Origin of the sequence: Aeromonas sp. sif2416 (assembly GCF_019218665.1) — a bacterium.
Lineage (GTDB): Bacteria > Pseudomonadota > Gammaproteobacteria > Enterobacterales > Aeromonadaceae > Aeromonas > Aeromonas encheleia.
Map to the genome: position 1 here is coordinate 604,167 of NZ_JAHUXC010000003.1, position 21,806 is coordinate 625,972.

General features: G+C 61.7%; 22 protein-coding genes. 15 read left to right on the forward strand and 7 right to left on the reverse strand.

What is annotated here, in order from left to right:
• The first annotated feature begins 6 nt into the window (after window positions 1–6).
• On the forward strand, window positions 7–462 hold the full coding sequence (locus KW821_RS09160; RefSeq protein WP_218291202.1) for a GNAT family N-acetyltransferase: 456 nt from the start codon (window positions 7–9) through the stop codon (window positions 460–462).
• Between the two features lie 105 nt (window positions 463–567).
• A complete protein-coding gene (locus tag KW821_RS09165; protein WP_218291203.1) occupies window positions 568–1,404 on the forward strand; it encodes a DMT family transporter in 837 nt (278 codons plus the stop codon).
• Window positions 1,405–1,442: 38 nt separating this feature from the next.
• On the opposite strand, the gene KW821_RS09170 is transcribed toward KW821_RS09165, so the two are convergent.
• Together KW821_RS09170 and KW821_RS09175 are read right to left on the reverse strand one after the other, a co-directional pair.
• Window positions 1,443–2,291 (reverse strand): hypothetical protein, encoded by an 849-nt coding sequence (locus KW821_RS09170; RefSeq protein WP_218291204.1) that lies wholly within the window; start codon window positions 2,289–2,291, stop codon window positions 1,443–1,445.
• A 108-nt stretch (window positions 2,292–2,399) separates the two neighbouring features.
• Window positions 2,400–3,623 carry an Nramp family divalent metal transporter gene (locus KW821_RS09175; protein WP_218291205.1) on the reverse strand — a complete coding sequence of 408 codons (1,224 nt, stop codon included), beginning with the start codon at window positions 3,621–3,623 and terminating at the stop codon, window positions 2,400–2,402.
• 235 nt (window positions 3,624–3,858) lie between these two features.
• On the opposite strand from KW821_RS09175, the gene rpsF reads away from it, so the two are divergent.
• The 4 genes from rpsF (at window position 3,859) to KW821_RS09195 (ending at window position 5,860) form a co-directional block, all read left to right on the forward strand.
• The gene (gene rpsF / locus KW821_RS09180; RefSeq protein ID WP_042652154.1) at window positions 3,859–4,245 is read left to right on the forward strand and encodes a 30S ribosomal protein S6; all 387 of its coding nucleotides are present in this window, start codon (window positions 3,859–3,861) and stop codon (window positions 4,243–4,245) included.
• A 32-nt stretch (window positions 4,246–4,277) separates the two neighbouring features.
• On the forward strand, window positions 4,278–4,508 hold the full coding sequence (rpsR, locus tag KW821_RS09185; RefSeq protein ID WP_005313392.1) for a 30S ribosomal protein S18: 231 nt from the start codon (window positions 4,278–4,280) through the stop codon (window positions 4,506–4,508).
• A 49-nt stretch (window positions 4,509–4,557) separates the two neighbouring features.
• Window positions 4,558–5,004: a 50S ribosomal protein L9 gene (gene rplI, locus KW821_RS09190; RefSeq protein ID WP_042011812.1), complete on the forward strand. Its 447-nt coding sequence runs from the start codon at window positions 4,558–4,560 to the stop codon at window positions 5,002–5,004.
• Window positions 5,005–5,116: 112 nt separating this feature from the next.
• On the forward strand, window positions 5,117–5,860 hold the full coding sequence (locus KW821_RS09195; protein ID WP_218291206.1) for a ferredoxin--NADP reductase: 744 nt from the start codon (window positions 5,117–5,119) through the stop codon (window positions 5,858–5,860).
• Between the two features lie 35 nt (window positions 5,861–5,895).
• Here the strand turns inward: KW821_RS09195 and KW821_RS09200 are convergent, their stop codons facing one another.
• Complete coding sequence (locus KW821_RS09200) at window positions 5,896–6,252, reverse strand: hypothetical protein (RefSeq protein WP_218291207.1); 357 nt, start codon at window positions 6,250–6,252, stop codon at window positions 5,896–5,898.
• A gap of 252 nt (window positions 6,253–6,504) precedes the next feature.
• On the opposite strand from KW821_RS09200, the gene KW821_RS09205 reads away from it, so the two are divergent.
• Window positions 6,505–7,497 carry a Preprotein translocase subunit SecY gene (locus KW821_RS09205; protein ID WP_218291208.1) on the forward strand — a complete coding sequence of 331 codons (993 nt, stop codon included), beginning with the start codon at window positions 6,505–6,507 and terminating at the stop codon, window positions 7,495–7,497.
• Window positions 7,498–7,546: 49 nt separating this feature from the next.
• Here KW821_RS09205 and KW821_RS09210 read toward each other — a convergent pair whose 3' ends face one another.
• On the reverse strand, window positions 7,547–7,705 hold the full coding sequence (locus KW821_RS09210) for a hypothetical protein (RefSeq protein WP_170175991.1): 159 nt from the start codon (window positions 7,703–7,705) through the stop codon (window positions 7,547–7,549).
• A 65-nt stretch (window positions 7,706–7,770) separates the two neighbouring features.
• On the opposite strand from KW821_RS09210, the gene KW821_RS09215 reads away from it, so the two are divergent.
• From KW821_RS09215 to gshA, 4 genes are read left to right on the forward strand one after another with little or no spacing between them, the layout of a single operon-like run.
• On the forward strand, window positions 7,771–8,736 hold the full coding sequence (locus tag KW821_RS09215) for an NADP-dependent oxidoreductase (RefSeq protein WP_256353387.1): 966 nt from the start codon (window positions 7,771–7,773) through the stop codon (window positions 8,734–8,736).
• On the forward strand, window positions 8,733–9,170 hold the full coding sequence (locus tag KW821_RS09220) for a YqaA family protein (protein WP_218291210.1): 438 nt from the start codon (window positions 8,733–8,735) through the stop codon (window positions 9,168–9,170). Before KW821_RS09215 ends, KW821_RS09220 begins: the two co-directional genes overlap by 4 nt.
• A gap of 27 nt (window positions 9,171–9,197) precedes the next feature.
• A complete protein-coding gene (locus KW821_RS09225; RefSeq protein ID WP_218291211.1) occupies window positions 9,198–12,011 on the forward strand; it encodes a pitrilysin family protein in 2,814 nt (937 codons plus the stop codon).
• A 58-nt stretch (window positions 12,012–12,069) separates the two neighbouring features.
• Complete coding sequence (gene gshA, locus KW821_RS09230) at window positions 12,070–13,668, forward strand: glutamate--cysteine ligase (RefSeq protein WP_042652161.1); 1,599 nt, start codon at window positions 12,070–12,072, stop codon at window positions 13,666–13,668.
• 127 nt (window positions 13,669–13,795) lie between these two features.
• Here the strand turns inward: gshA and KW821_RS09235 are convergent, their stop codons facing one another.
• A complete protein-coding gene (locus KW821_RS09235) occupies window positions 13,796–15,115 on the reverse strand; it encodes an anaerobic C4-dicarboxylate transporter (RefSeq protein WP_218291212.1) in 1,320 nt (439 codons plus the stop codon).
• A 129-nt stretch (window positions 15,116–15,244) separates the two neighbouring features.
• A complete protein-coding gene (aspA, locus tag KW821_RS09240) occupies window positions 15,245–16,687 on the reverse strand; it encodes an aspartate ammonia-lyase (protein WP_042652163.1) in 1,443 nt (480 codons plus the stop codon).
• 447 nt (window positions 16,688–17,134) lie between these two features.
• On the opposite strand from aspA, the gene KW821_RS09245 reads away from it, so the two are divergent.
• Window positions 17,135–17,608: an FxsA family protein gene (locus KW821_RS09245; protein WP_218291213.1), complete on the forward strand. Its 474-nt coding sequence runs from the start codon at window positions 17,135–17,137 to the stop codon at window positions 17,606–17,608.
• A 36-nt stretch (window positions 17,609–17,644) separates the two neighbouring features.
• On the opposite strand, the gene KW821_RS09250 is transcribed toward KW821_RS09245, so the two are convergent.
• Window positions 17,645–18,979, reverse strand: coding sequence for an MATE family efflux transporter (locus KW821_RS09250; RefSeq protein WP_256353402.1), 1,335 nt, complete (start codon window positions 18,977–18,979; stop codon window positions 17,645–17,647).
• Between the two features lie 241 nt (window positions 18,980–19,220).
• Here KW821_RS09250 and KW821_RS09255 point away from each other — a divergent pair, with 241 nt between their 5' ends.
• The 3 genes from KW821_RS09255 to KW821_RS09265 all read left to right on the forward strand — a co-directional run bounded on the left by KW821_RS09255 (window position 19,221) and on the right by KW821_RS09265 (window position 21,782).
• Complete coding sequence (locus KW821_RS09255; protein ID WP_041214497.1) at window positions 19,221–19,514, forward strand: co-chaperone GroES; 294 nt, start codon at window positions 19,221–19,223, stop codon at window positions 19,512–19,514.
• A 40-nt stretch (window positions 19,515–19,554) separates the two neighbouring features.
• A complete protein-coding gene (gene groL / locus KW821_RS09260; protein WP_042652165.1) occupies window positions 19,555–21,189 on the forward strand; it encodes a chaperonin GroEL in 1,635 nt (544 codons plus the stop codon).
• Window positions 21,190–21,284: 95 nt separating this feature from the next.
• Window positions 21,285–21,782, forward strand: a complete 498-nt coding sequence (locus KW821_RS09265) for a molybdopterin-binding oxidoreductase (RefSeq protein ID WP_218291215.1) — start codon at window positions 21,285–21,287, stop codon at window positions 21,780–21,782.
• Window positions 21,783–21,806: the final 24 nt, after the last annotated feature.

Below are 21,806 nucleotides of genomic sequence, written 5' to 3' on the forward strand. Positions count from 1 at the left end.
TTGCCGATGAACTGGAGTCTCAAGGCCTGGTCCGAGCTGACCACGGACGAACTGTATGATCTGCTGGCCCTGCGGGCCGAAGTCTTCGTGGTGGAGCAGACTTGCCCTTTCCAGGATCTGGATGGGCTGGATCGCCGCGAAGGGGTGCTGCACCTGCTGGGCTACGAGGGCCGGCACCTGGCGGCCTATAGCCGGATCATGGCGCCTGGCATAGGTGACGAGCATGGCTGCGCCATCGGCCGGGTGGTCACCTCGCCCCAGTCGCGGGGTGGCGGCCTGGGTCACCGGTTGCTGGCGGAGGCCGTCAGGGGCTGTGAGGCTAGCTGGCCGGGTCACTCCATCTGGCTCGGCGCCCAGGCACACCTGCAAGGCTTTTACGGTCAGCACGGTTTCGTGGCGGAAGGGGAGGGCTATCTCGAAGACGACATCCCCCACATGGGCATGCGCAAAACGGCGGTCTGAGCCCGGGCCTGGATGTCGGGCAAGGGGCGCCAGTTTGAGATGGCTCCCACACTGCCGTGATACAAACGGATATGATCGGCCCCCCATCTTGACTGGAACGTTGTCGTGACCCCCACCCTCTTTGCGGCCATCCTGCTGGCCGCCCTGTTGCACGCCCTCTGGAATGCGTTGGCCAAGCGCCAGGCCGAGGGGCGGGTCAGCGTCTTGCTGGTCTCCCTCTGCTCCGGCCTCTTTGCCGCGCCCTTCCTGCCCCTGGTGGGATGGCCGGCCGCCACCGAATATCCCTGGCTGGCGCTCTCCATCCTGCTGCACTGCGGTTATTGCCTGTTCCTCGGCCGGGCCTACCGGCTCGGCGAGTTCGGCCAGATCTATCCGCTGGCCCGTGGTAGTGCACCCCTGCTGACTCTGTCGCTGGGGGCGCTGCTGTTGGGGGAGGTCCCCGGGGGGCTGGCGGTGGCGGGCGCCCTGGTGCTGGTGAGCGGGGTGCTGTTGATGGCCTGGCGCGGTGGCATCAGGCTGGCGCCTGCGGCCCTGAGTGCCGTGCTGATCACGGCGCTGTTCACGGCCGCCTATACCCTCTCCGATGGGGCGGGCGCCCGCTCGGCCGGCGCGCCGGTGCGCTACACCCTCTGGCTGTTCACCCTCACCGCGCTGGTGATGCCGCTGCTGATGCGCTGGCAGAGTCGCACCGCCTGGCGGGATCTGGATGCCGCGGCCTGGTATACAGGCGCGCTCGGCGGCGCCTTGTCACTGCTGGCCTACGGCATTGTCATCTGGGCCATGACCCAGGCACCCATCGGGCTGGTGGCGGCGCTGCGCGAGAGCAGCGTGCTGTTTGCGGTGCTGCTCTCCTGGAGCTGGCTGGGGGAGAAACTGGGCCGGGTCAGGTTGATGGCGGCGCTGGTGATCCTGTGCGGTATCCTGCTGATCCGGATCGGCTGAAGAGGGTCAGGCCGGGGACGCCCGGCCTGAGAGTGGACTTAAGGGGTGACCCGGCTGATCAGGCTGAAGCCTTCATCGGCGAGGCTCAGTTGCACGCTGACCCGGCCCAGCGCGGCCAGGCTGTCGACGTGGGTGCCACCGCAGGGGATGGTCACCTCTGCTCCCTCCAGGGTGCAGTGCCAATAGCGGGAGTCGATGATGGCCTCACCGGCGCGGGAGCGGCGAATGTCGCCACCCTCCGCCAACCAACTGGCCAGCTGGGCATTGATCTCCTGCTCGATGGCGGGCAGGGCCGCCAGCAGCTCGGCCGCCATCACCCCCTTCTTGCGCAGGCTCTTGCCGATGCGATACAGCTCCTGCGAGCCTCTGGGATCGACCCGCGAGGTCTGGATGGCGAGCCGGTCAAAATCGGGCTGGCCGAGGGCATCCCGCTCGCTCGGCTCCTTGCGCCAGTAAGGGGTCAGCACCCGGTTGAGGGCCAGCGCCGCCAGATGGCAGCCGCTATGGCCCAGGCTCAGGGCATGACGGGCATCGGCATCTACCTGCAACTCGACGTGGGTCTCCACGGCCAGCTCATGCCTGCCTGTCAGCGGATGCACCACCACGAAGGCCCAGCCCTCGGCCCCCCGTTTGACCGGGATATCCTGATCCACGAACAGCTCGCCGTCCGGGCTGATGGCGCCCATGCGGCAGGGGCCCACGCCGGCTTCGCCACTATCCCAGCAAACCCTGCCCACATCGCCCGGTTGATCGGGCCAGAGATGACTCTGGGGATGGAAGGGGGTCAGGTCGGTGACCAGCAGGGTCGGCTCGCCGGCCTGGCAATAGACTACCCTGGCCTGCTCTTGGTGATGGCCCAGCACAAAGCTGGCTCGGCTATGTTCCATGGATGGCTCCCGCGCGTTGCGAATGAAGAGAGAGCCGCAGCATACGCCAAAGCGGGGACAGGCTCATTAACCTGGGTTAATGAGCCTGTCTGAATGCTGCCAATTGGGTCAGAGCATGGAGACCAGCAGATAGGCATTGAGGCCGATCACCAGGGCGACGATGAGTCGCCCCAGCGCCTGAGTCACCGGATGATTGCGGTGCTGGCCCATGAGGGCGCGATCGCCGGTCAGCATCAGCAGCGGGATCAGCGCCAGCGCTATGCCGAAGCTCAGGATCACCTGGCTCAGCACCAGGATATCCGTGGTGTTGAGCCCCATGGCGATCACCACGAAGGCGGGGGCCATGGTGATGGCCCGACGCAACCAGAGTGGGATGGTGAAGCGTACGAAACCCTGCATCACCACCTGTCCGGCCAGGGTTCCCACCACGGTGGAGGAGATGCCGGACGCGACCAGGGAGAGGCCGAACAGGGTGGCGGCCGCCTGTCCCAACAAGGGCGTGAGCGTCTGGTAGGCGGACTCCAGCTCGGCCACGGGCTGGTCGCCCACGCCGTGAAAGGCCGCGGCGGCCATGGCCATCATGGCCAGGTTGACGAAGCCGGCGATGGTCATGGCGATGGCGACGTCCACCCGGGTGCTGTGCAGCCGCTGGGGGACCGTGCCCCTGTCCTGGGTGTGCTGGGTCAGCGCCGAATGCAGATAGATGACGTGGGGCATGACGGTCGCCCCCAGCACGCCGGCGGCCAGATAGACGGCATCGCCGTTGGGCAGCCCGGGGAAGAGCGCGCCCTCCAGCAGGCTCGGCAGATGGGGGCGGGAGAAGACCAGCTCGACGATGTAAGCGGCGGCCACGAACAGCAGCAGGCCACCCACCACGAACTCCAGCGGCTTCTGGCCGCGAGCTTGCAGCATCAGGATGGCCCAGGTGACCACGGCGGTGATGCAGGCCCCCTCCAGCAGGGTGACGCCGAGCAGCAGCTTGAAGCCCACGGCGGCGCCGATGAACTCGGCGAGATCCGTGGCCATGGCGATGATCTCCGCCTGCACCCAATAAGCCCAGACCGCGGGTCTGGGTAACTTGTCCCGAATGTGTTCCGCGAGGTTCTTGCCGGTGACTATGCCGAGCTTGGCGGAGAGGGTCTGCACCAGCATGGCCATCAGGTTGGCCCACACCACCACCCACAGCAGCTGATAACCAAAGGTGGAACCCGCCTGGATATTGGTGGCGAAGTTGCCCGGGTCTATATAGCCGATGGCGGCGATAAAGGCGGGCCCCAGCAGGGTCAGCTTGAATTTGCGGGCCGGGATGGCCGTGCTCAGGGCGGGTTGCATACTGTCATCCTCCATAGGATATGAGGATAGAATAGATCTAAATGATAATTGTTATCAATTGAAGTTTTGTATCAGGCTCATCGATAAAAACATCTGTCGACGCCAGTTGCAGTGAGAGAGGCGATTTCGTACAATACGCCGCCCTAGAAAGCAGTGTCTAAACACCACTATGTTCCTTGCCTCCGAGGTTTGGCTGCACCTGGGCGGAGGCTGAATTAATCCGTAAGGAGCTAAAATGCGTCATTACGAAATCGTCTTCATGGTTCATCCGGACCAGAGCGAGCAAGTACCTGGCATGATCGAGCGTTACACCGGCGCTATCACCACCGCTGGTGGTACCATTCATCGCATGGAAGATTGGGGCCGTCGTCAACTGGCTTACCCGATCGACAAGCTGCACAAGGCTCACTATGTTCTGATGAACGTAGAAGCAGAGCAGGCCGTTATCGACGAACTGGAAACCAACTTCCGCTTCAACGATGCCGTTATCCGCAACATGATCATGCGCACCAAGCACGCCGTGACTGAAGTTTCTCCTATGGCCAAGGCCAAGGAAGAGCGCTTCGTCCGTCGTGACGACGAGCGCCGCGAAGATGCTGTTGAAGCGTCTTCCGAAGAGTAATTCTTAGATCAACGCATTAGAGGATAAAGGCCATGGCACGTTATTTCCGTCGTCGTAAGTTCTGCCGCTTCACCGCCGAGAACGTTACCGAGATCGACTACAAAGATATCGTTACTCTGAAAAACTACGTCACTGAATCTGGCAAGATCGTACCGAGCCGTATCACCGGTACCCGCGCCAAGTATCAGCGTCAGCTGGCACGCGCCATCAAGCGTGCTCGTTACCTGGCTCTGCTGCCGTACACCGATCTGCACAACAAGTAAGAATCGGTCCGGCACTTAAGCCTAACTCCACATTTATAGAGGAAAGGTAATGCAAGTTATCCTGCTCGACAAAATCGCCAAACTGGGCGGTCTGGGTGATCAAGTCGCTGTTAAAGCTGGCTACGCCCGTAACTATCTGATCCCGCAAGGCAAAGCCGTTATGGCTACCAAGGCCAACATCGAGACCTTCGATGCTCGCCGTGCTGAACTGGAAGCCAAACTGGCTGCCGGTAAAGCTGCCGCTGAAGAGCGCGCTGCCAAGCTGGGTGAACTGGCTGCCGTTGTCATCGCCTCCAAGTCTGGCGACGAAGGCAAGCTGTTCGGTTCCATCGGTACCCGTGACGTGGCTGACGCCATCACTGCTGCCGGCGTTGCTGTTGCCAAGAGCGAGGTCCGCATGGGCAACGTTCTGCGTAACACCGGCGAGTACGAAGTTGTTGTTCAGCTGCACGCTGACGTCAAGGCAACCGTACAGATCCAGGTTGTTGCTCTGTAATAGCGATTCGCTTTGCAGAAAAAACCCGCGCACATGCGCGGGTTTTTTTCTTTTTGAATCAAGAGGGGATCAAGGGGTAGAGTAGGGTTCTGTTCCTCTGGAGGAGATCCTTATGGCTGCCTGGGTCGAAGGTCGGGTACTCGAGCGCATCGAGTGGACCCCCACCCTGTTTTCCCTGCGTGTGGAGGCGGATCTCGCCCCCTACAAGGCGGGGCAATTTACCAAGCTGGCCCTGCAACAGGGTGAGCGCCGCATCCAGCGGGCCTACTCCTTCGTCAATCCCCCCTCTGCCCCCTATCACGAGTTCTATCTGGTCGAGATCCCGGAGGGAGAGCTGACGCCGTCCCTTGGCTCGTTGCAATCGGGGGGCTCGGTGCTGGTCCAATCCCAGGCGACCGGCTTCCTGACCCTGGATGAACTGCCCGCCGGGCGCGATCTCTGGCTGCTCTCCACCGGCACCGCCATCGGTCCCTTCCTGGCCATGCTGGCGGACGGTGAGGCCTTCGATCGCTTCGACAATCTGGTGCTGGTGCACGGAGTGAGGAAGGGGGAGGAGCTGAGTTATCGGTCGCTTATCGAGAGCTTTGCCGAGCGGCACGGGCCGCGCTTTCACTACGTCCCCTTCGTCAGCCGCGAGGAGTGGCCCGGTGCCATGACCGGCCGGATCCCGGCGGCCATCGGCGAGGGGCGCCTGCAGGCGCGGGTCGGGCTCGAATTCTCTGCGGTACACAGCCAGGTGATGATATGCGGCAACCCCGCCATGGTGAAGGAGACCCAGCAGACCCTGCTTGAGCTGGGGCTGGCCAAGAACCTGCGGCGGGCTCCCGGCAATATCAGTGCGGAAAATTACTGGTAGCAGACAGCATTCAGGGGCCATGGGCCCCTGAATCGTTATTTGTTTTTGCCTTTCCCATTGCCCTTGTCTTTTTCTTTGTATTTCCCGCTGCCGTCATTGTCCCAGTCGTCCTTGTCGTGGCCCTTGCCCGGGTTGTTGCCGCTGTGGACGCTGCGGTTGTAATGGTCACGGTACTTGCTGTCCATCTTGTCACAGTCGATCTTGACCCGGTCGCTGCTGATGTTCAGGCAGTTGTTCTGCCACCAGCCATATTCCCTGTCATCCCAATCCAGATTGACCCGCACGTTGTCGGTCGAGATCTTAATGTCGTCGTTGTCGTAATTCTTGGGGGCGGCGATGGCCGCACCCTGAGCCAGGAACAGAGAGATCAGCAGTGTGGTGGTTTTGTTCATAATGGTCTCGATAATGGGGAAATATTCATCAGTGTATGTCTTTTAGCTTAACCTCGGCGGAACTGAGTAGAAAAGCACCAGCCATGGATTATGCCGAGCCGTGGCTCCCCGGGGCGGCAATTTACCCAATTCGGTCGCGTTCTATTCACCTAGATGAGGATATGAAGGAATTCAAGTGATTCATCTTCATTCTGTGGCCTGGGCGACTATAATCGGCAGCCAACTTTTCCTCGGCACCACATCCTCTTCATCATGACTACACAGGCCACCGCCGCGCTGCGCTACCCCAAGGGGTGGTTCGCACTGACCACGGTTTACAGTTTTACCGGGTTGGCCATTCTGGCCTCCATCGTCTTCTCCCTGCTGCTGTTTCTCTCCATCGACGACAACCCGCTGATGAAGTGGCTGTTCGGCGGGCTCGCCATCATCTTCGAACTGGGCAAGTTTTACGTCTGGTACGAATACGGTGAGTGCAAGGCCCGGCGGGATCTCGGTGGCGCCTTCTGGTCGCTGCTGTTCTACAGCGTGCTGGCGGCCATCTCCATCGGTGGCAGCATAGGCGGCATCAACAGCGCCACCAACACCATACTGAGCCAGCAGGCGCGCCACGAGCGGGAAATTGCCCGCTTCGACGAGCAGATCGCCAGCATAGAGCGGCAGATCCAGCTCAACGAGGAGGCGGCTCGCAAGTACATAGAGATGGCGCGCATCTCCAGCGGCGTCAGTGGCTTGCAGCAGGCCAACACCAAGCTCAGGCTGAAGCAGGACGAGCTGCGCCAGGAGCGGGATGCCAAGCCGCTCAACGAGCAATCCTCCATGCTGGGGCTGATGAGCAGCCTGGCGGACGGGGTGGGCATGAGCATCAGCCAGGTGCAGTTCCTGCTGGTCTGCTTCCTATCTGTGCTGTTGGATGCGTTCGGTGCCTTCTTCGTCAGCCTGATCGGGGAGGAGAACCGCTTCCGCCGCCAGTGGCTGTGGCAACGGCAGCGCGAGCACGCCGAGGCTGTAGCAGCATCCCCCGTCGAGCCGGTGGCGGTGGACAAACCGGCCCCGGCCCCCGCCCTGGTGGAACGGGTACGGGTCGCGCTGGAGAGCGGTGAGCTCAAGTGCAGCAAGCGGCGGGTGGCAGAGGTGCTGGCCATGCCGCTGGAGGAGGTGGACAGGGTGTTCCAGCATCTGCTGGCCCAAGGGGTGTTGGGGCAGGGCAGCAACCGTCATTACCATCTCAATGCACCAGCCAGTTGAGCGCGAGGCCACCCCAGGGTGGCCTTCTCGTTGCTGGCCGCGCTGAAGGCTAGTGCGTCAGCACCATCATCAGGCTGAAGAAGGCGGCCAGGCCACCACCGATGCCGATGATCCAGTAAAACCCCTTGGCCCCCTGTTTGAGCGGGATGCGGAAGTAGAGCAACAAGGCCCACCACCCCAGCGCCAGCAACAGAGGAATAAGAAACATTCGAGCCATGGTGTCCTCGCTGTTATTCTGTGGATCCTTGATCAATCAACAGGATGGATTGTGCAATGACGCAGCTACAGATTACCGCATTCGGCGACCCCTCGGTACTTAAGCTCAACCCTTCGCTCGACAAGGTTCCCGCCGAGGGGGAGGTCCGGGTGCGCATCTGTTATGCCGGGGTCAATCCCATCGATGCCAAGACCCGGGCCGGTCTCGGCTGGGCGGCGGCCCAGAACAAGGACAAGCTGCCCTGGACGCCGGGTTATGACGTGGCGGGGGTGGTAGAGAAGGTCGGTCCGGGCGTCAGCACCCTGGTGGAGGGGGACAGGGTGTGCGGCATGGTCGGTTTCCCGCTGGCGGGTGGCGGCTATGCCGAGAGCATAGTGGTGAGCGAGGGGGAGCTGGCCCTGCTTGACGGCGTGAGCCTCAAGCAGGGGGCGGCCCTGCCGCTGGCCGGGCTCACCGCCTGGCAGGGGCTGCTCGAGCACGGCGGTCTCAAGGCGGGGCAGCGGGTGCTGATCCTGGCCGCCGCCGGCGGGGTGGGGCACCTGGCGGTGCAGTTCGCCAGCGCCTATGGCGCCGAGGTGGTGGTGACGGCCAGCAAGGAAAACCACGGCTTCCTGCATGGGATCGGGGCCAGCAAGATGGTGGATTACCACGATGCGGACTGGGTTGCGCAGGTTGGCCGCGTCGATCTGGTGCTGGATCTGATGGGGGGCGAGAGCGGCAAGGCGGCGCTCGCCTGCGTCGCCGAGGGCGGCCGCCTAGTGACGGTGCCGACCATCACGGCGCAGCCGATCAAGGATGCCGGCGCCGCCCTGGGGATCGCGGTGAGCGGCATGCTGGTGCACCCCGACAGCAAGCAGCTGGCCCAGATGCTGACCCTGCTGCGTCAGGGCGATGCCCACATCACCCTGGCTGGCGAGTTCGAGCTGGCGGAGGGGGCGCTGGCGCACCAGGCCCTCGAGAGCGGTCACACCCGGGGCAAGCTGGTGCTGCGGATGCCCGCCGCCGGGCGCTATCCTGGATGATGGAGACGCTGGAAACCGGGTTGGGGTGGCTGTTTCTCAGCGCCTTCACCTCGGCGACCCTGTTGCCCGGCAGCTCGGAAGTGCTGCTGGGGGTCATGGCAAACCAGGGACAGTGGAGCATGGCCAGCCTGCTGCTGTGGGCCACCCTCGGCAATACCTTAGGGTCCATGACCACCTGGTGGCTCGGCTGGCTTGCCACATACAAGAAAAAACCGGAAGATTTTCAAGGCCGTGGGGAACAAAAGGCGCTAGGTTGGCTCAAACAACATGGCCACTGGTGCCTGCTGCTGGCCTGGACGCCGGTGGTCGGTGACGGTCTCTGTCTGCTGGCCGGCTGGCTGCGTCTCTCGTTCTGGCGCTCTCTCATTCTGATCGGGCTGGGCAAATTGGTGCGCTATGCCCTGGTTTTTCTGTTGGCCAAACAGGTCTTCTAGCCGCTTCTCTTCACTCACGAGGTAACCGTGAACAAACTCATTCCATTAAGCATTCTTCTGGGCTTGGCCCTGCCGGTGCTGGCAGCCCCGACCCTGGTATCGGAACAGGTCAAGCAGGAGGGCAAGCTCGGCATCCCCTACCAGATGTACAAGCTGGATAACGGCCTGACCGTGATCCTGGCCCCCGACAAGTCCGATCCCCTGGTGCATCTCAATGTGACCTATCACGTGGGCTCGTCCCGCGAGACCGTGGGCAAGTCCGGCTTCGCCCACTTCTTCGAGCACATGATGTTCCAGGGCTCCAAGCACGTCGGCGATCAGGAGCACATGCGGATCATCAACGAGGCCGGTGGCGAGATGAACGGCACCACCAACAAGGATCGCACCAACTATTACGAAACCGTGCCAGCCAACCAGCTGGAGAAGGTGCTCTGGCTGGAGGCGGATCGCATGGGCTTCCTGCTCGATGCGGTGAGCCAGAAGAAGTTCGAGATCCAGCGCGCCACCGTCAAGAACGAGCGCGCCCAGCGCATCGACAACCAGCCCTATGGCCTGGTGGGCGAGAAGGCGGGCGAGGCGCTCTATCCGCGCACTCATCCCTACTCCTGGCAGCCCATCGGCTACGTGGAGGATCTGGATCGGGTCGGGGTGGAGGATCTCAAGCAGTTCTTCCTGCGCTGGTATGGGCCGAACAACGCCACCCTGACCCTGGGGGGCGACTTCGACACCCAGCAGGCGCTGGCCTGGATCGAGAAGTACTTCGGCAGCATCCCCCGTGGCCCGGACGTGGCCGAGCCGACCCCGGAGCCGGTGACCCTGCCTGAGACCCGCTATGTCACCCTGGAAGACAAGGTGCACCTGCCGCTGCTCTACATCAGCTATCCGACGGTGGCGCTCGGGGATCCCCAGGAGCCGGCACTGGACATCTTTGCCGACGTGCTCGGCGGCTCCGCCAGCTCCATGCTCTACCAGTCGCTGGTCAAGACCGGCAAGGCCATCGAGGTGGGCGCCACCCACTCCTGTGAGGAACTGGCCTGCACCCTGACGGTCTACGCCTATCCGAACCCGGCCCAGGATGGCAGCCTCAAGACGCTGAAAGGCGAGGTGGACAAGGTGATCGGCGAGTTTGCCAGCCGCGGCCTCAAGCCCGAGGATCTCGAGAAGGCCATCAGCAGCTATCGCGCCGAGGCCATCTGGGGGCTGGACAGCATAGAGGGCAAGGTGAGCCAGCTCGCCCTGGGCCAGGTGCTGACCCAGGATCCGAACTATGTGTTCAAGAACCTGGACGCCATCAGCCAGGTGAACGCGCAGCAGGTCAAGGCCGCCTATGACAAGTTCATCGCGGGCAAACCCGCCGTGGTGCTGAGCGTGGTACCCAAGGGCAAGACGGATTGGCAGGCGGGTACGCCGAACTTCTCCCCCGCCAAGCGGGAGTTGCCGGATTACAGCCAGCACGGCGAGCCGCTGGCGCTGCGCCCGGTCAAGGACAGCTTCGATCGCAGCGTGGAGCCCAAGGCGAGCGAGGCGGTCAGCGTCAAGGTACCGACCACCTGGCACGGCAAGCTGGACAAGGGCATCGAGATCATTGGCACCCAGAGTGACGAGATCCCGGCCGTCTCCATCATGATCGCCCTGCCGGGTGGCATGAGAGCCGAGGGCAAGGGAGAACTGGGGCTGGCCAGCCTCACCGCCGCCATGCTGGGGCAGGGAACGGTACGGCTGACCGAGGCCGAGCTCAGCGACGAGCTGCAAAAACTCGGCGCCAGCATCAGCGTCTCGACCGCCCAGTACAACAACCTCATCACCATCAGCAGCCTGACCGACAAGTTGCCGCAGACCCTGGATCTGGTGCGCGAGGTCTTGATGCGACCCGGGATGCGGGAGGCGGACTTCGAGCGGCTCAAGGCGCAGATGCTGCAAGGCATGAAGCAGAGCGAGCAGCAGCCGGAGTGGCTGGCGGGCCAGGCGTTCCGCGAGCTGGTGTACGGCAAACAGAACCGGCTCGGTCAACCGACCGAGGGGGTGCTGAAGGACGTCGAGAAGCTGACCCTGGCGGATGTGAAGCGCTTCTATCAGGACTACTACAATCCGACCAACGCCAGGGTGGTGGTGACCGGGGATGTGACCCAGCAGCAGATCGAGGAGCAGCTTGGCTTCCTGACCCAGTGGAAGGGGACCACTCCTGCCCTCGGCGATCTCAAGCTCAAGGGCGAGCAGGCCAAGCCGGGCATCTATCTGGTGGACAAGCCGGGGGCGCCCCAGTCGGTGATCCGCATCGGCCGCCGGGCCATGCCGTTTGACACCACGGGGGACTTCTTCGTCGCCAGCCTGATGAACTTCAATCTGGGGGGCAACTTCAACAGCCGCATCAACCTCAACCTGCGGGAAGACAAGGGCTACACCTATGGTGCCAGCTCGGGCTTCTCCGCCAACCGCGAGGCGGGTGTCTTCGCCACCGGTGCCAACGTGCGGACCGACGCGACCGTGGATGCCATCCGCCAGTTCCTGAAGGAGATGGATGGCTACCGCAAGAGCGGCCCGACCCCGGTGGAGCTGGCCTACATGCGCAGCGCCGTCTCCCAGCAGGATGCGCTCTCCTACGAAACCCTGGCGCAGAAGGCGATGTTCCTGCTGCAGATGATCATGTATGACCTGAAGCCGGACTATGTGCTGGCCCAGGGTCAGCTGATCAAAACGGTGTCGCCTGAGGCACTCAAGGCCAGCGCGGCCCGCTGGCTCGATCCGGCCGAGATGGTGATTGTGGTGGTGGGAGACAAGCAAAAGCTTGAAAAACCCCTGTCGGAGCTTCATCTTCCCATCTATCCGCTGCAGCTGCCCTGAGGGCGCTTCACAAAATGAGCGCCGCCCCGTTTGGGGCGGCCATACATGAGCCGTGAATATGACTACTACTAGCTTGTCGCTCACCGAGTTGTTGACTGCCCTGGGTTCGCCGGAACGGGTGACCGCCCTCAAGGGGATCCGGCGCGGGATCGAACGTGAATGCCTGCGCATCACCCCGGAAGGCGCCCTCTCCCAGACCGACCACCCCAGGAGCCTGGGCTCGGCGCTGACCCACGCCAACATCACCACCGACTACTCCGAGAGCCTGCTGGAGTTCATCACCCCGGCCACCGACTCCATCGAGAGCCTGATCGAGCAGCTCGGCGATATCCACCGTCATACCATTCATCACCTCGGCGATGAGCGGATCTGGCCGCTCTCCATGCCTTGCTTCATCGGCGATGAGGAGAGCATCCGCCTGGCCCAGTACGGCAGCTCCAACATTGGCCGGATGAAGACCCTCTACCGGCAGGGGCTGAAGAACCGCTACGGCAGCCTGATGCAGGTGATCGCCGGGGTGCACTTCAACTTCTCCATGCCGGACAGCTTCTGGTGCGAATGGCAGGATCTGGTGGGCGAGGGCTGCTGCAGCCAGCGTTTCATCTCCGACAAGTACATGGGGCTGATACGCAACGTCTACCGCTTCGGCTGGCTGGTGCCCTATCTGTTTGGCGCCTCGCCGGCCATCTGCGACTCCTTCCTCAAGGGGCGCAAAAGCAACCTGCCGTTCCAGAAGACCGGCAAGGGTACCCTCTATCTGCCCTATGCCACCGCGCTGCGGTTGTCCGATCTCGGCTACACCAGCAGCTCCCAGAGCATGCTCAATATCAGCCACGACAACCTGCCGGCCTATGTGGCCAGCCTGCGCCGTGCCATCAGCACCCATGATCCCGAGTTCGCCAAGATCGGGGTCAAGGTCAACGGCGAATACCGCCAGCTCAACGACAACGTGCTGCAACTGGAGAACGAGCTGTACGCGCCGATCCGGCCCAAGCGCACCCCGCGCAGCGGCGAGAAGCCGTCCGACGCGCTGGAGCAGCGTGGCATTGAGTACATCGAGCTGCGCACCGTGGACGTGAACCCCTTCACCCCGTTCGGCATCGATGTGGATCAGATCCGCTTCTTCGATCTGTTCCTGGTCTGGTGCCTGCTGCGCCCGTCCCCGGTGCTGACCGACGAGGAGATTGCCCGCAATCGCCGCAACCAGAACAAGGTGGTGCTGGAGGGGCGTCGTCCCGGCCTCGAGCTGGAAGACGAGCAGGGTAACCCCATCGGCCTCAGGGAGTACGGCCTCCAGCTGTTCGACGAGCTGGATCAGGTCGCCGATCTGCTGGATCGCTGCTGTGGCCGCAACCGCTATCGCGAGACGCTGGCCATGCACCGCGAGAAGCTGCTCAACCCTGAGCTGACCTACTCCGCCCGCCTGCTCAAGCAGCTGCTGGAGAGCGGCCAGGACAACGGCTGCTTCGGTGACGAGCTGGCGAGCCGCTACCGGGAGGAGATGCTGAGCGGCGAGCTGCAGTACTGGGATCAGGCCTACTTCGCGGGCGAGGCGCGCGAGTCCCTGGCCAAGCAGCGGGAGCGGGAGCGCGGTGACAGCCTGTCGTTCGACGAGTTCCTCGCCGATTACTTCGGTACCCGGCAGACGACCAGCTGAGGGTCTGTCCCCCGACAGTCAAAAGCCGCTCCAGGGAGCGGCTTTTTGTTGGCCGAAAGGGGCCGGCTAGCGACATAAAAAAACGGCCCAGCGGGCCGTTTTTGCACTCTGTCGTCGGCACTCCCGGTTAGAGGATGATGCCGCCGAAGAAGAAGCCAAGGGCGACTGCCATGGCGATGGTGGCCACACCCGGGATGAAGAAGGGGTGGTTGAACACCGCCTTGCCGATCCGGGTCGAGCCGGTGTCATCCATCTCTACCGCCGCCAGCAGGGTCGGGTAGGTGGGCAGCACGAACAGCGCGCTCACGGCGGCGAAGGAGGCGATGGCAGCCAGCGGGCTGACACCCAGCGCCAGGGCGGCCGGCATCAGCGCCTTGGTGGTGGCACCCTGTGAATAGAGCAGCATGGAGGAGAAGAACAGCACCACGGCCAGCAGCCAGCTGTATTGGCTCAGCAGATCGCCGGCGAAGGCCTGGATCTCGACCATGTTGCCCTTCACGAAGACGTTACCCAACCAGGCCACACCCAGCACGCAGATACAGGCGGACATACCGGACTTGAAGGTCGGCATGTTGGTGATCTGGGCGGCGTCCAGTTTGCAGAACAGCACCATCAGGGTGGCGGCGGAGAGCATGATGCCCATGATGGCACCGTCACGGGGGATCGGCGGATTGGCGATCAGGCCCACGTTGCCGGAGATGGCGGTGGCATAGGCCATGACGGCGACGATGGCGGCGATGAAGATGGCGACGGACAGCTTGGCGTAAGGCTTGAGTTCAACCTTGCTGGTGCCGCGCAGCTTGATCAGGCCCTTGGCCTTGCGCTCTAGGTAGACTTCGTCCTGGTCCAGCGGCTTGCCCAGCATGTTGGCCACGAAGGCACCGAGGATACAGGCGAGGAAGCTGGACGGGATGCAGATGGCCAGCAGGGTCAGGTAGTCGACCCCGAGCGGCTCAAGCATGCCGGAGAAGGCAACCACGGCGGCCGAGATGGGCGAGGCGGTGATGGCGATCTGGGAGGCGACGACCGCGATGGAGAGTGGGCGGGAGGGGCGAATGCCCTGCTCCTTGGCCACCTCGGCGATCACCGGCAGGGTGGAGAAGGCGGTGTGACCGGTACCGGCCAGCATGGTCATCAGGTAGGTGACAACCGGAGCGGCGAAGGTGATGTATTTGGGGTTCTTGCGCAGCGCCTTCTCGGCCAGAGAGACCAGGTAGTCCATCCCGCCAGCCAGTTGCATACAGGCGATGGCGCAGATGACGGACGCGATGATCATGATCACGTCCCAAGGGAGATAGGCAACCAGCTGATCGCTCGGGATGGGCATGCCCAGACCCCACGTCAGCACCAGTACCCCCAAACCACCGGCAAAGCCGATGCCGATGCTGCCTATCCGGGCTCCCAGATAGATAGCGGCGAGCACGACAAGTAACTCGATTCCAATCATAGCGAACACTCCAATTTCCAGTTTTTTTTAGGTTTTTTGTGGCAGAAAAGCCAATTCCCGATAGGACTGGGGGAGGCCAATCGGGAACTGACTCTATGGGCCGGGAGTGATCCCGGCCCATCGATACCCTTATACGGTGGCTTCGCGGGTGTAGCGCTTGGCCTTGTATTGCGGGTTCATCAGGTTCTCGATGGAGAGGATCTCGTCCAGCTGTTCGGCGGTCAGCAGGCCGCGTTCCAGCACGACCTCACGGACGTTCTTGCCGGTCTGGGCGCAGATCTTGCCGACGATGTCACCCTCGTGGTGACCGATGAAGGGGTTCAGGTAGGTCACGATGCCGATGGAGTTCAGCACGTGGTTCATGCAGATTTCCGGGTTGGCGGTGATGCCTTCGACACACTTCTCGCGCAGGGAGATACAGGCTTTTTCCATCAGGCTCAGGGATTCGAACATGGCCTGACCAATCACCGGCTCCATCACGTTCAGCTGCAGCTGACCGGCTTCGGCGGCGAAGGTGATGGTGACGTCGTTACCGAATACCTTGAAGCAGGACTGGTTGACCACTTCCGGGATAACCGGGTTGACCTTGGCCGGCATGATGGAGGAGCCTGCCTGCATTTCCGGCAGGTTGATCTCTTTGAGGGCGGTACGCGGACCGGAGGAGAGCAGACGCAGATCGTTACAGATCTTGGACATCTTCATCGCCATGCGCTTGATGGCGCCGTGCAGCATCACGTAGGCGCCGCAGTCGGAGGTCGCTTCGATCAGATCTTCAGCCGGCACATAGGCGCGACCGGTGATCTCGGCCAGACGCTTGATGGCCAGAGCGGAGTACTCGGGCGGAGTGTTCAGGCCGGTACCGATGGCGGTCGCGCCCAGGTTCACTTCCAGCAGCAGCTCCTGGCAGCGCTTGATGGACTTGATCTCTTCGCGCAGGGTGACGGCGAAGGCGTGGAATTCCTGACCCAGGGTCATGGGTACCGCATCCTGCAGCTGGGTACGGCCCATCTTGAGGATGCTCTTGAACTCTTTGGCCTTGTCATCGAAGGCGGCGATCAGCGCTTCGAGGGCAAACAGGGTGGTGTCGGTGCTGTTCACCACGGCAACGCGGAAGCCGGTCGGGTAGGCGTCGTTGGTGGATTGGCACTTGTTGACGTGGTCGTTCGGGTTGATGACGTCGTAACGCCCTTTCTCCAGCCCCATCAGCTCGAGGGCGATGTTGGCCAGCACTTCGTTGGTATTCATGTTGACGGAGGTACCGGCGCCGCCTTGATAAACGTCGACCGGGAACTGGTCGAAGCATTTGCCGGTGTTCAGCATCAGATCGCAGGCTTCGATAATCTTGTCGGCGATTTCGGGACGGATGGTGCCGAGTTCACCGTTGGCCAGGGCGGCGGCCTTCTTGGTTAACACCATGCCACGGACAAATTCTGGAACGTCAGAAATCTTCTGAGTGCTGATCTTGAAGTTCTCGACTGCGCGCAGGGTATGCACACCGTAATAGAGATCGTTGGAAACTTCTTTGGTGCCCAGCAGGTCTTCTTCAATGCGGACGTTCTTGATGTCACTCATTGTAATGCCTCAGAAATCAGATAAATGGAAACAATCCTCACCGAGTGGTCGCGACTTCCTTACGCACGGTTCATCCTGAAGCACCACACATCGAGTGGGGCAGTTGGGAGCCTGTTGCTCCCTGTGCAATTACTGCGGTAGATATTACCTCAATTGAGGTATCTGATATTAGACCTGGATCACTAAATTTGAGGCAGCCCCAAAGATCTTGTGGTCATTAAACAGATATTGCAATTGAGCTATTTACTTTGACAGATCAACCACTTCAATCCCAGTTGTTCGGGAGGATATTTGTCTGAATCCCGATCGGCATCACTCATGGGCTTGAAAAATGAATGTGATGCCCCATTTTATTGGTTAGAAACCGATAGAATGGTGGGTTGGCGGCTCGTTCCCGTCGGTCGCATGCATCACAGGTTGATCTATTTCACCCGTACCGAGGTCATTATGGGCAAGTTACTGCTGTTGTTGGTTGGTTTGGTATTGCTGGAGCTCACGGTGATGATCGAAGTGGGATCCGTGATCGGTGCCTTGCCGACCGTGGGATTGCTGGTGCTGACCGCCGTGCTGGGCTCCTCCCTGGTGCGCAGCGAGGGGATCAAGACCCTGTTCAGTGCGCAGCAGAAGATGCAGCAAGGAGAGATGCCGGGCCGCGAGGTGATGGGGGGCATGATGCTGGCACTGGCCGGTCTGCTGCTGATCATCCCGGGTTTCGTGACCGATTTCTTCGGCATCCTGCTGCTGCAACCCTGGTTGCGCAACCGGCTGGCCGACAAGCTGGTGGGCAGCAGCCAGTTCAGGATGCAGATGGGGGGCTTCCAGACGCCGCCTCCGTTCGAAGCGCGTCCGGGCAATGGGCAACCGGATCAGGTCAATCGTGGTGGCACCACCATAGAGGGCGAGTTTGAACGTAAAGAGTGAGCGCAAAGAGTAAGTCGCTGCCTCAGCCAATGGCCATCAGGGGTTGCCCTGATGGCACAGGGATTCGAACCTGCGGCGGGCATAAACCCAAGCCAGTATGCCCGCCGCCAGGTTGGCCAGCAGTATCCCCAGATAGACCCCCTGCTCCCCCCCCAGTGTTGCCCCCAGCCAGGCCCCTGGCAGCAAGAAGACAAACAGACGCAAGCCATTGAACAGGAAAGATACCGTCGAGGCTCTTACGCCGTTGAGGGCGGACGCCAGCAGCATTACCATGCCTTGAAAACCATAGCCGACCGGCACCAGATACAGATAGAGCACGATGAGCTGCACCACCTTGGGATGGTCGCTGAACAGGCCGGCGATGAAGGGGGCCAGCAGCCAGGTCAGGGCATAGAGCCCGAGCTGGAACAGCAGCGCGAAGCGCATGCAGAGCAGCAGGGCCGCCCTGGCCCGCGCCGGGTTGCCCGCCCCGCAGTTTTGCGAGATGAAGGGGGCCAGCACCGAGGAGAGCGCCATCATCACGATCAGCAGCAGCGCCTCGACCCGAGAGGCGGCGCCATAGGCGGCGACCATCTCGGTCCCCAGCCCGGCAAAGATGATCATCAGCACGGCGTTGGCGAGGGGGTTGAGCATGTTGGTAAAAGAGGCGGGCACCGCCACATGCAGCAAGGCGCGCCAGTGGGCCAGCAGCTGGGGGCGGGGGGAGAGATGCCACAGCAATAGCCCTTCCCGCTTGCGCAGTATATGGAGGCTGACCAGCATGGCCATCAGCCAGGAGATAGAGGTGGCGATGGCGGCGCCACCGATGCCCCATTCGGGGAAGGGGCCTATGCCGAAGATGAGCAGGGGATCCAGCACCCCGTTGACCAGGCCGGCCACCCCCATCACCAGACTCGGCGTCTTGGTATCCCCGGTCGCCCGGATGGCGGCATTGCCGACCATGGGCAGTGCCAGCATGGGCACGGTCAGATACCAGATCAGCATGTAGTCGTGGATCAGCGAGATGAGCTCTGCACTGGCCCCCAGCAGGGTGAACAGGGGATCTATGGTCAGCGCCCCCAGCGCCGCGAGCAGAGATACCAGGATAATTGCGAGGAACAGGCAGTCGGTGGTGATGCGCGCGGCCTCGTCGTGACGGCCCTGGCCCAGGGTATGGCCGAGCAGCGCACTGAGGCCGGCCCCCAGTCCCATGGTCAGGGAGGTCACCACGAAGGTCACCGGAAAGGTGAAGCTGATGGCGGCCAGCGCCTGGGTGCCCATCATGCCGATGAAGAAGGTATCGACCAGATTGAAGGCCAGGATGGCGACGATGCCGAGGATCATGGGAGCCGTCATGCGCAGTAGCACGGAGGGCATGGGTGCGGTCAGCATGGGATTGGGTCGGCTCAAGGGAATCGTCTCTGTTGCTCTGGGCCGAAATGCCGGCCACGTCCATCCGCCTTCCTGGTGGGGGTTGCTGATCCATCAAAGATGTTCATAGTACGTGAAAATATTTTTTTTGTATTTGCCCTTGAAGGGCTACCCAAATTGCCCCAGATCAGGGGCATAACAAATTTGGCCAAGCGTGGCCATTCCTCAAGCAACACAGAGACTCATTTTGGGAGAGTTATCGATGAAAATTCGTCCACTGCACGACCGCGTCATCATCAAGCGCATCGAAGCTGAAGCCAAATCCGCTGGCGGCATCGTCTTGACTGGCACTGCGGCCCAGAAGTCCACCCGTGGTCAAGTTCTTGCCGTGGGGACTGGTCGAATTCTGGACAATGGCGATGTCAAAGCCCTCGCCGTCAAGGTAGGTGACAAGGTGATCTTCAACGAAGGCTACGGTGTGAAGACCGAGAAGCTGGATGGCCAGGACGTGCTGATCCTGTCCGAGACCGACATCCTGGCGATTGTCGAAGAGTAATCACTCCCTTTTCCCCGAATTGATTTAAGGACCGAATAACATGGCAGCTAAAGAAGTTAAGTTTGGCAACGAAGCCCGCATCAAAATGCTGGAAGGCGTCAACATCCTGGCCGACGCCGTCAAGGTAACCCTGGGCCCGAAAGGCCGCAACGTGGTACTGGACAAGTCCTTCGGTGCCCCGACCATCACCAAGGATGGCGTCTCCGTTGCGCGCGAAATCGAGCTGGAAGACAAGTTCCAGAACATGGGCGCCCAGATGGTCAAGGAAGTCGCTTCCAAGGCCAACGACGCCGCCGGTGACGGTACCACTACCGCTACCGTACTGGCGCAAGCCATCGTCAATGAAGGCCTGAAGGCCGTTGCCGCCGGCATGAACCCGATGGATCTGAAGCGCGGTATCGACAAGGCCGTCGTGGCTGCCGTCGCCGAGCTGCAGGCGCTGTCCACTCCTTGTGCCGACAACAATGCCATCGCCCAGGTAGGCACCATCTCCGCCAACTCCGACGAGAAAGTGGGTGCACTGATCGCCGAAGCCATGGACAAGGTCGGTCGTGACGGCGTCATCACCGTCGAAGACGGTCAGGGTCTGGAAGATGAGCTGGCCGTGGTAGAAGGCATGCAGTTCGATCGTGGCTACCTCTCCCCTTACTTCGTCAACAAGCCGGAAACCGGCGCCGTCGAGCTGGATGACCCCTTCATCCTGCTGGTGGACAAGAAAGTCTCCAACATCCGCGAAATGCTGCCGGTGCTGGAAGGCGTGGCCAAGGCGGGCAAACCGCTGCTGATCGTTGCCGAAGACGTGGAAGGCGAAGCGCTGGCGACCCTGGTGGTCAACACCATGCGTGGCATCGTCAAAGTTGCCGCCGTCAAGGCGCCTGGCTTCGGTGACCGTCGCAAGGCCATGCTGCAGGATATCGCCGTGCTGACTGGCGGTACCGTCATCTCCGAAGAGGTGGGCATGGAGCTGGAGAAAGCGACCCTGGAAGATCTGGGCCGTGCCAAGCGCATCGTGATCACCAAAGAGAACACCACCATCATCGATGGCGTGGGTGATGCTGCCCTGATCGAAAGCCGTGTTGCCCAGATCCGTCAGCAGATCGAAGAGACCTCTTCCGATTACGACCGTGAGAAGCTGCAAGAGCGCGTGGCCAAGCTGGCTGGCGGCGTTGCCGTGATCAAGGTCGGTGCTGCCACCGAAGTCGAGATGAAAGAGAAGAAGGCCCGCGTTGACGATGCCCTGCACGCCACTCGCGCCGCCGTGGAAGAAGGCGTGGTTGCCGGTGGTGGTGTGGCGCTGGTACGCGTTGCCGCCAAACTGGCCGACCTGCGTGGTGACAACGAAGACCAGAACGTGGGTATCAAGGTTGCGCTGCGCGCCATGGAAGCCCCGCTGCGTCAGATCGTGATCAACGCCGGTGAAGAAGCCTCCGTCATTGCTAACGCAGTGAAGAATGGCGAAGGTAACTTCGGTTACAACGCTTACACCGAACAGTACGGCGACATGCTGGCCATGGGGATCCTGGATCCGACCAAGGTAACCCGCTCCGCGCTGCAGTTTGCCTCGTCCATCGCCGGTCTGATGATCACCACCGAGTGCATGATCACCGAACTGCCGAAGAGAGACACTCCTGCCATGCCTGATATGGGTGGCATGGGCGGCATGGGTATGATGTAATCCTGTCGTAGTTATCAAACGGCTCGCATTTGCGGGCCGTTTTTTTTAGTGCTACTAGAATGAGCTTATTAATATCGACAGCATCTGAGGTAAACATGCGAAATTTAGGCCTGATTACATTACTGTTTTCCCTTGTCATGCCCGCCATGGCCGTGGCGGCCCCGCAGGGGCCCGTGATCCTCAAGGTGACAGGTAATGTGGATCCCGCCGAACCGGCCGACGGCGAGGTCGCCTTCGACCTGACCATGCTCCAGGCCTTGCCGCAGCATGAGATAGTGACGGCCAGCCCCTGGGTGGACAAGCCGCACAAGTATGTGGGCCCCAAGCTGTCGGATCTGATGGTGGCGGTGGGGGGCAAGGGCAAGAACATCACTCTCACTGCCCTGAACAGTTTCCAGATCCGGATCAACTGGGATAAGGTCAAGCAGTACGATCCTATCCTGGCCTGGCAGGATGACGGTGTGACCATGCGGGTACGTGACAAGGGGCCGCTCTGGTTTATTCTGCCATTGGATCAGAATCCCGAACTCAAGCGGTCCGAATTCACCGACATGATGATCTGGCAGCTGAGTTCGATCGATATTCAAGACTGACGATGGTTGCTTGCGGGAGTACGG

What these genes read in the sequence shown, in the direction of transcription:
- gshA (WP_042652161.1), top strand. Translation starts at nt 12,070, where the DNA reads ATGACTACTACTAGCTTGTCGCTCACCGAGTTGTTGACTGCCCTGGGT.
- KW821_RS09255 (WP_041214497.1), top strand. Translation starts at nt 19,221, where the DNA reads ATGAAAATTCGTCCACTGCACGACCGCGTCATCATCAAGCGCATCGAA.
- KW821_RS09175 (WP_218291205.1), bottom strand. Translation starts at nt 3,623, where the DNA reads ATGCAACCCGCCCTGAGCACGGCCATCCCGGCCCGCAAATTCAAGCTG.
- KW821_RS09235 (WP_218291212.1), bottom strand. Translation starts at nt 15,115, where the DNA reads ATGATTGGAATCGAGTTACTTGTCGTGCTCGCCGCTATCTATCTGGGA.
- rpsF (WP_042652154.1), top strand. Translation starts at nt 3,859, where the DNA reads ATGCGTCATTACGAAATCGTCTTCATGGTTCATCCGGACCAGAGCGAG.
- KW821_RS09215 (WP_256353387.1), top strand. Translation starts at nt 7,771, where the DNA reads ATGACGCAGCTACAGATTACCGCATTCGGCGACCCCTCGGTACTTAAG.
- KW821_RS09160 (WP_218291202.1), top strand. Translation starts at nt 7, where the DNA reads ATGAACTGGAGTCTCAAGGCCTGGTCCGAGCTGACCACGGACGAACTG.
- KW821_RS09170 (WP_218291204.1), bottom strand. Translation starts at nt 2,291, where the DNA reads ATGGAACATAGCCGAGCCAGCTTTGTGCTGGGCCATCACCAAGAGCAG.
- aspA (WP_042652163.1), bottom strand. Translation starts at nt 16,687, where the DNA reads ATGAGTGACATCAAGAACGTCCGCATTGAAGAAGACCTGCTGGGCACC.
- rpsR (WP_005313392.1), top strand. Translation starts at nt 4,278, where the DNA reads ATGGCACGTTATTTCCGTCGTCGTAAGTTCTGCCGCTTCACCGCCGAG.
- groL (WP_042652165.1), top strand. Translation starts at nt 19,555, where the DNA reads ATGGCAGCTAAAGAAGTTAAGTTTGGCAACGAAGCCCGCATCAAAATG.
- KW821_RS09220 (WP_218291210.1), top strand. Translation starts at nt 8,733, where the DNA reads ATGATGGAGACGCTGGAAACCGGGTTGGGGTGGCTGTTTCTCAGCGCC.
- KW821_RS09250 (WP_256353402.1), bottom strand. Translation starts at nt 18,979, where the DNA reads ATGCTGACCGCACCCATGCCCTCCGTGCTACTGCGCATGACGGCTCCC.
- KW821_RS09210 (WP_170175991.1), bottom strand. Translation starts at nt 7,705, where the DNA reads ATGTTTCTTATTCCTCTGTTGCTGGCGCTGGGGTGGTGGGCCTTGTTG.
- KW821_RS09195 (WP_218291206.1), top strand. Translation starts at nt 5,117, where the DNA reads ATGGCTGCCTGGGTCGAAGGTCGGGTACTCGAGCGCATCGAGTGGACC.
- KW821_RS09265 (WP_218291215.1), top strand. Translation starts at nt 21,285, where the DNA reads ATGCGAAATTTAGGCCTGATTACATTACTGTTTTCCCTTGTCATGCCC.
- rplI (WP_042011812.1), top strand. Translation starts at nt 4,558, where the DNA reads ATGCAAGTTATCCTGCTCGACAAAATCGCCAAACTGGGCGGTCTGGGT.
- KW821_RS09205 (WP_218291208.1), top strand. Translation starts at nt 6,505, where the DNA reads ATGACTACACAGGCCACCGCCGCGCTGCGCTACCCCAAGGGGTGGTTC.
- KW821_RS09245 (WP_218291213.1), top strand. Translation starts at nt 17,135, where the DNA reads ATGGGCAAGTTACTGCTGTTGTTGGTTGGTTTGGTATTGCTGGAGCTC.
- KW821_RS09200 (WP_218291207.1), bottom strand. Translation starts at nt 6,252, where the DNA reads ATGAACAAAACCACCACACTGCTGATCTCTCTGTTCCTGGCTCAGGGT.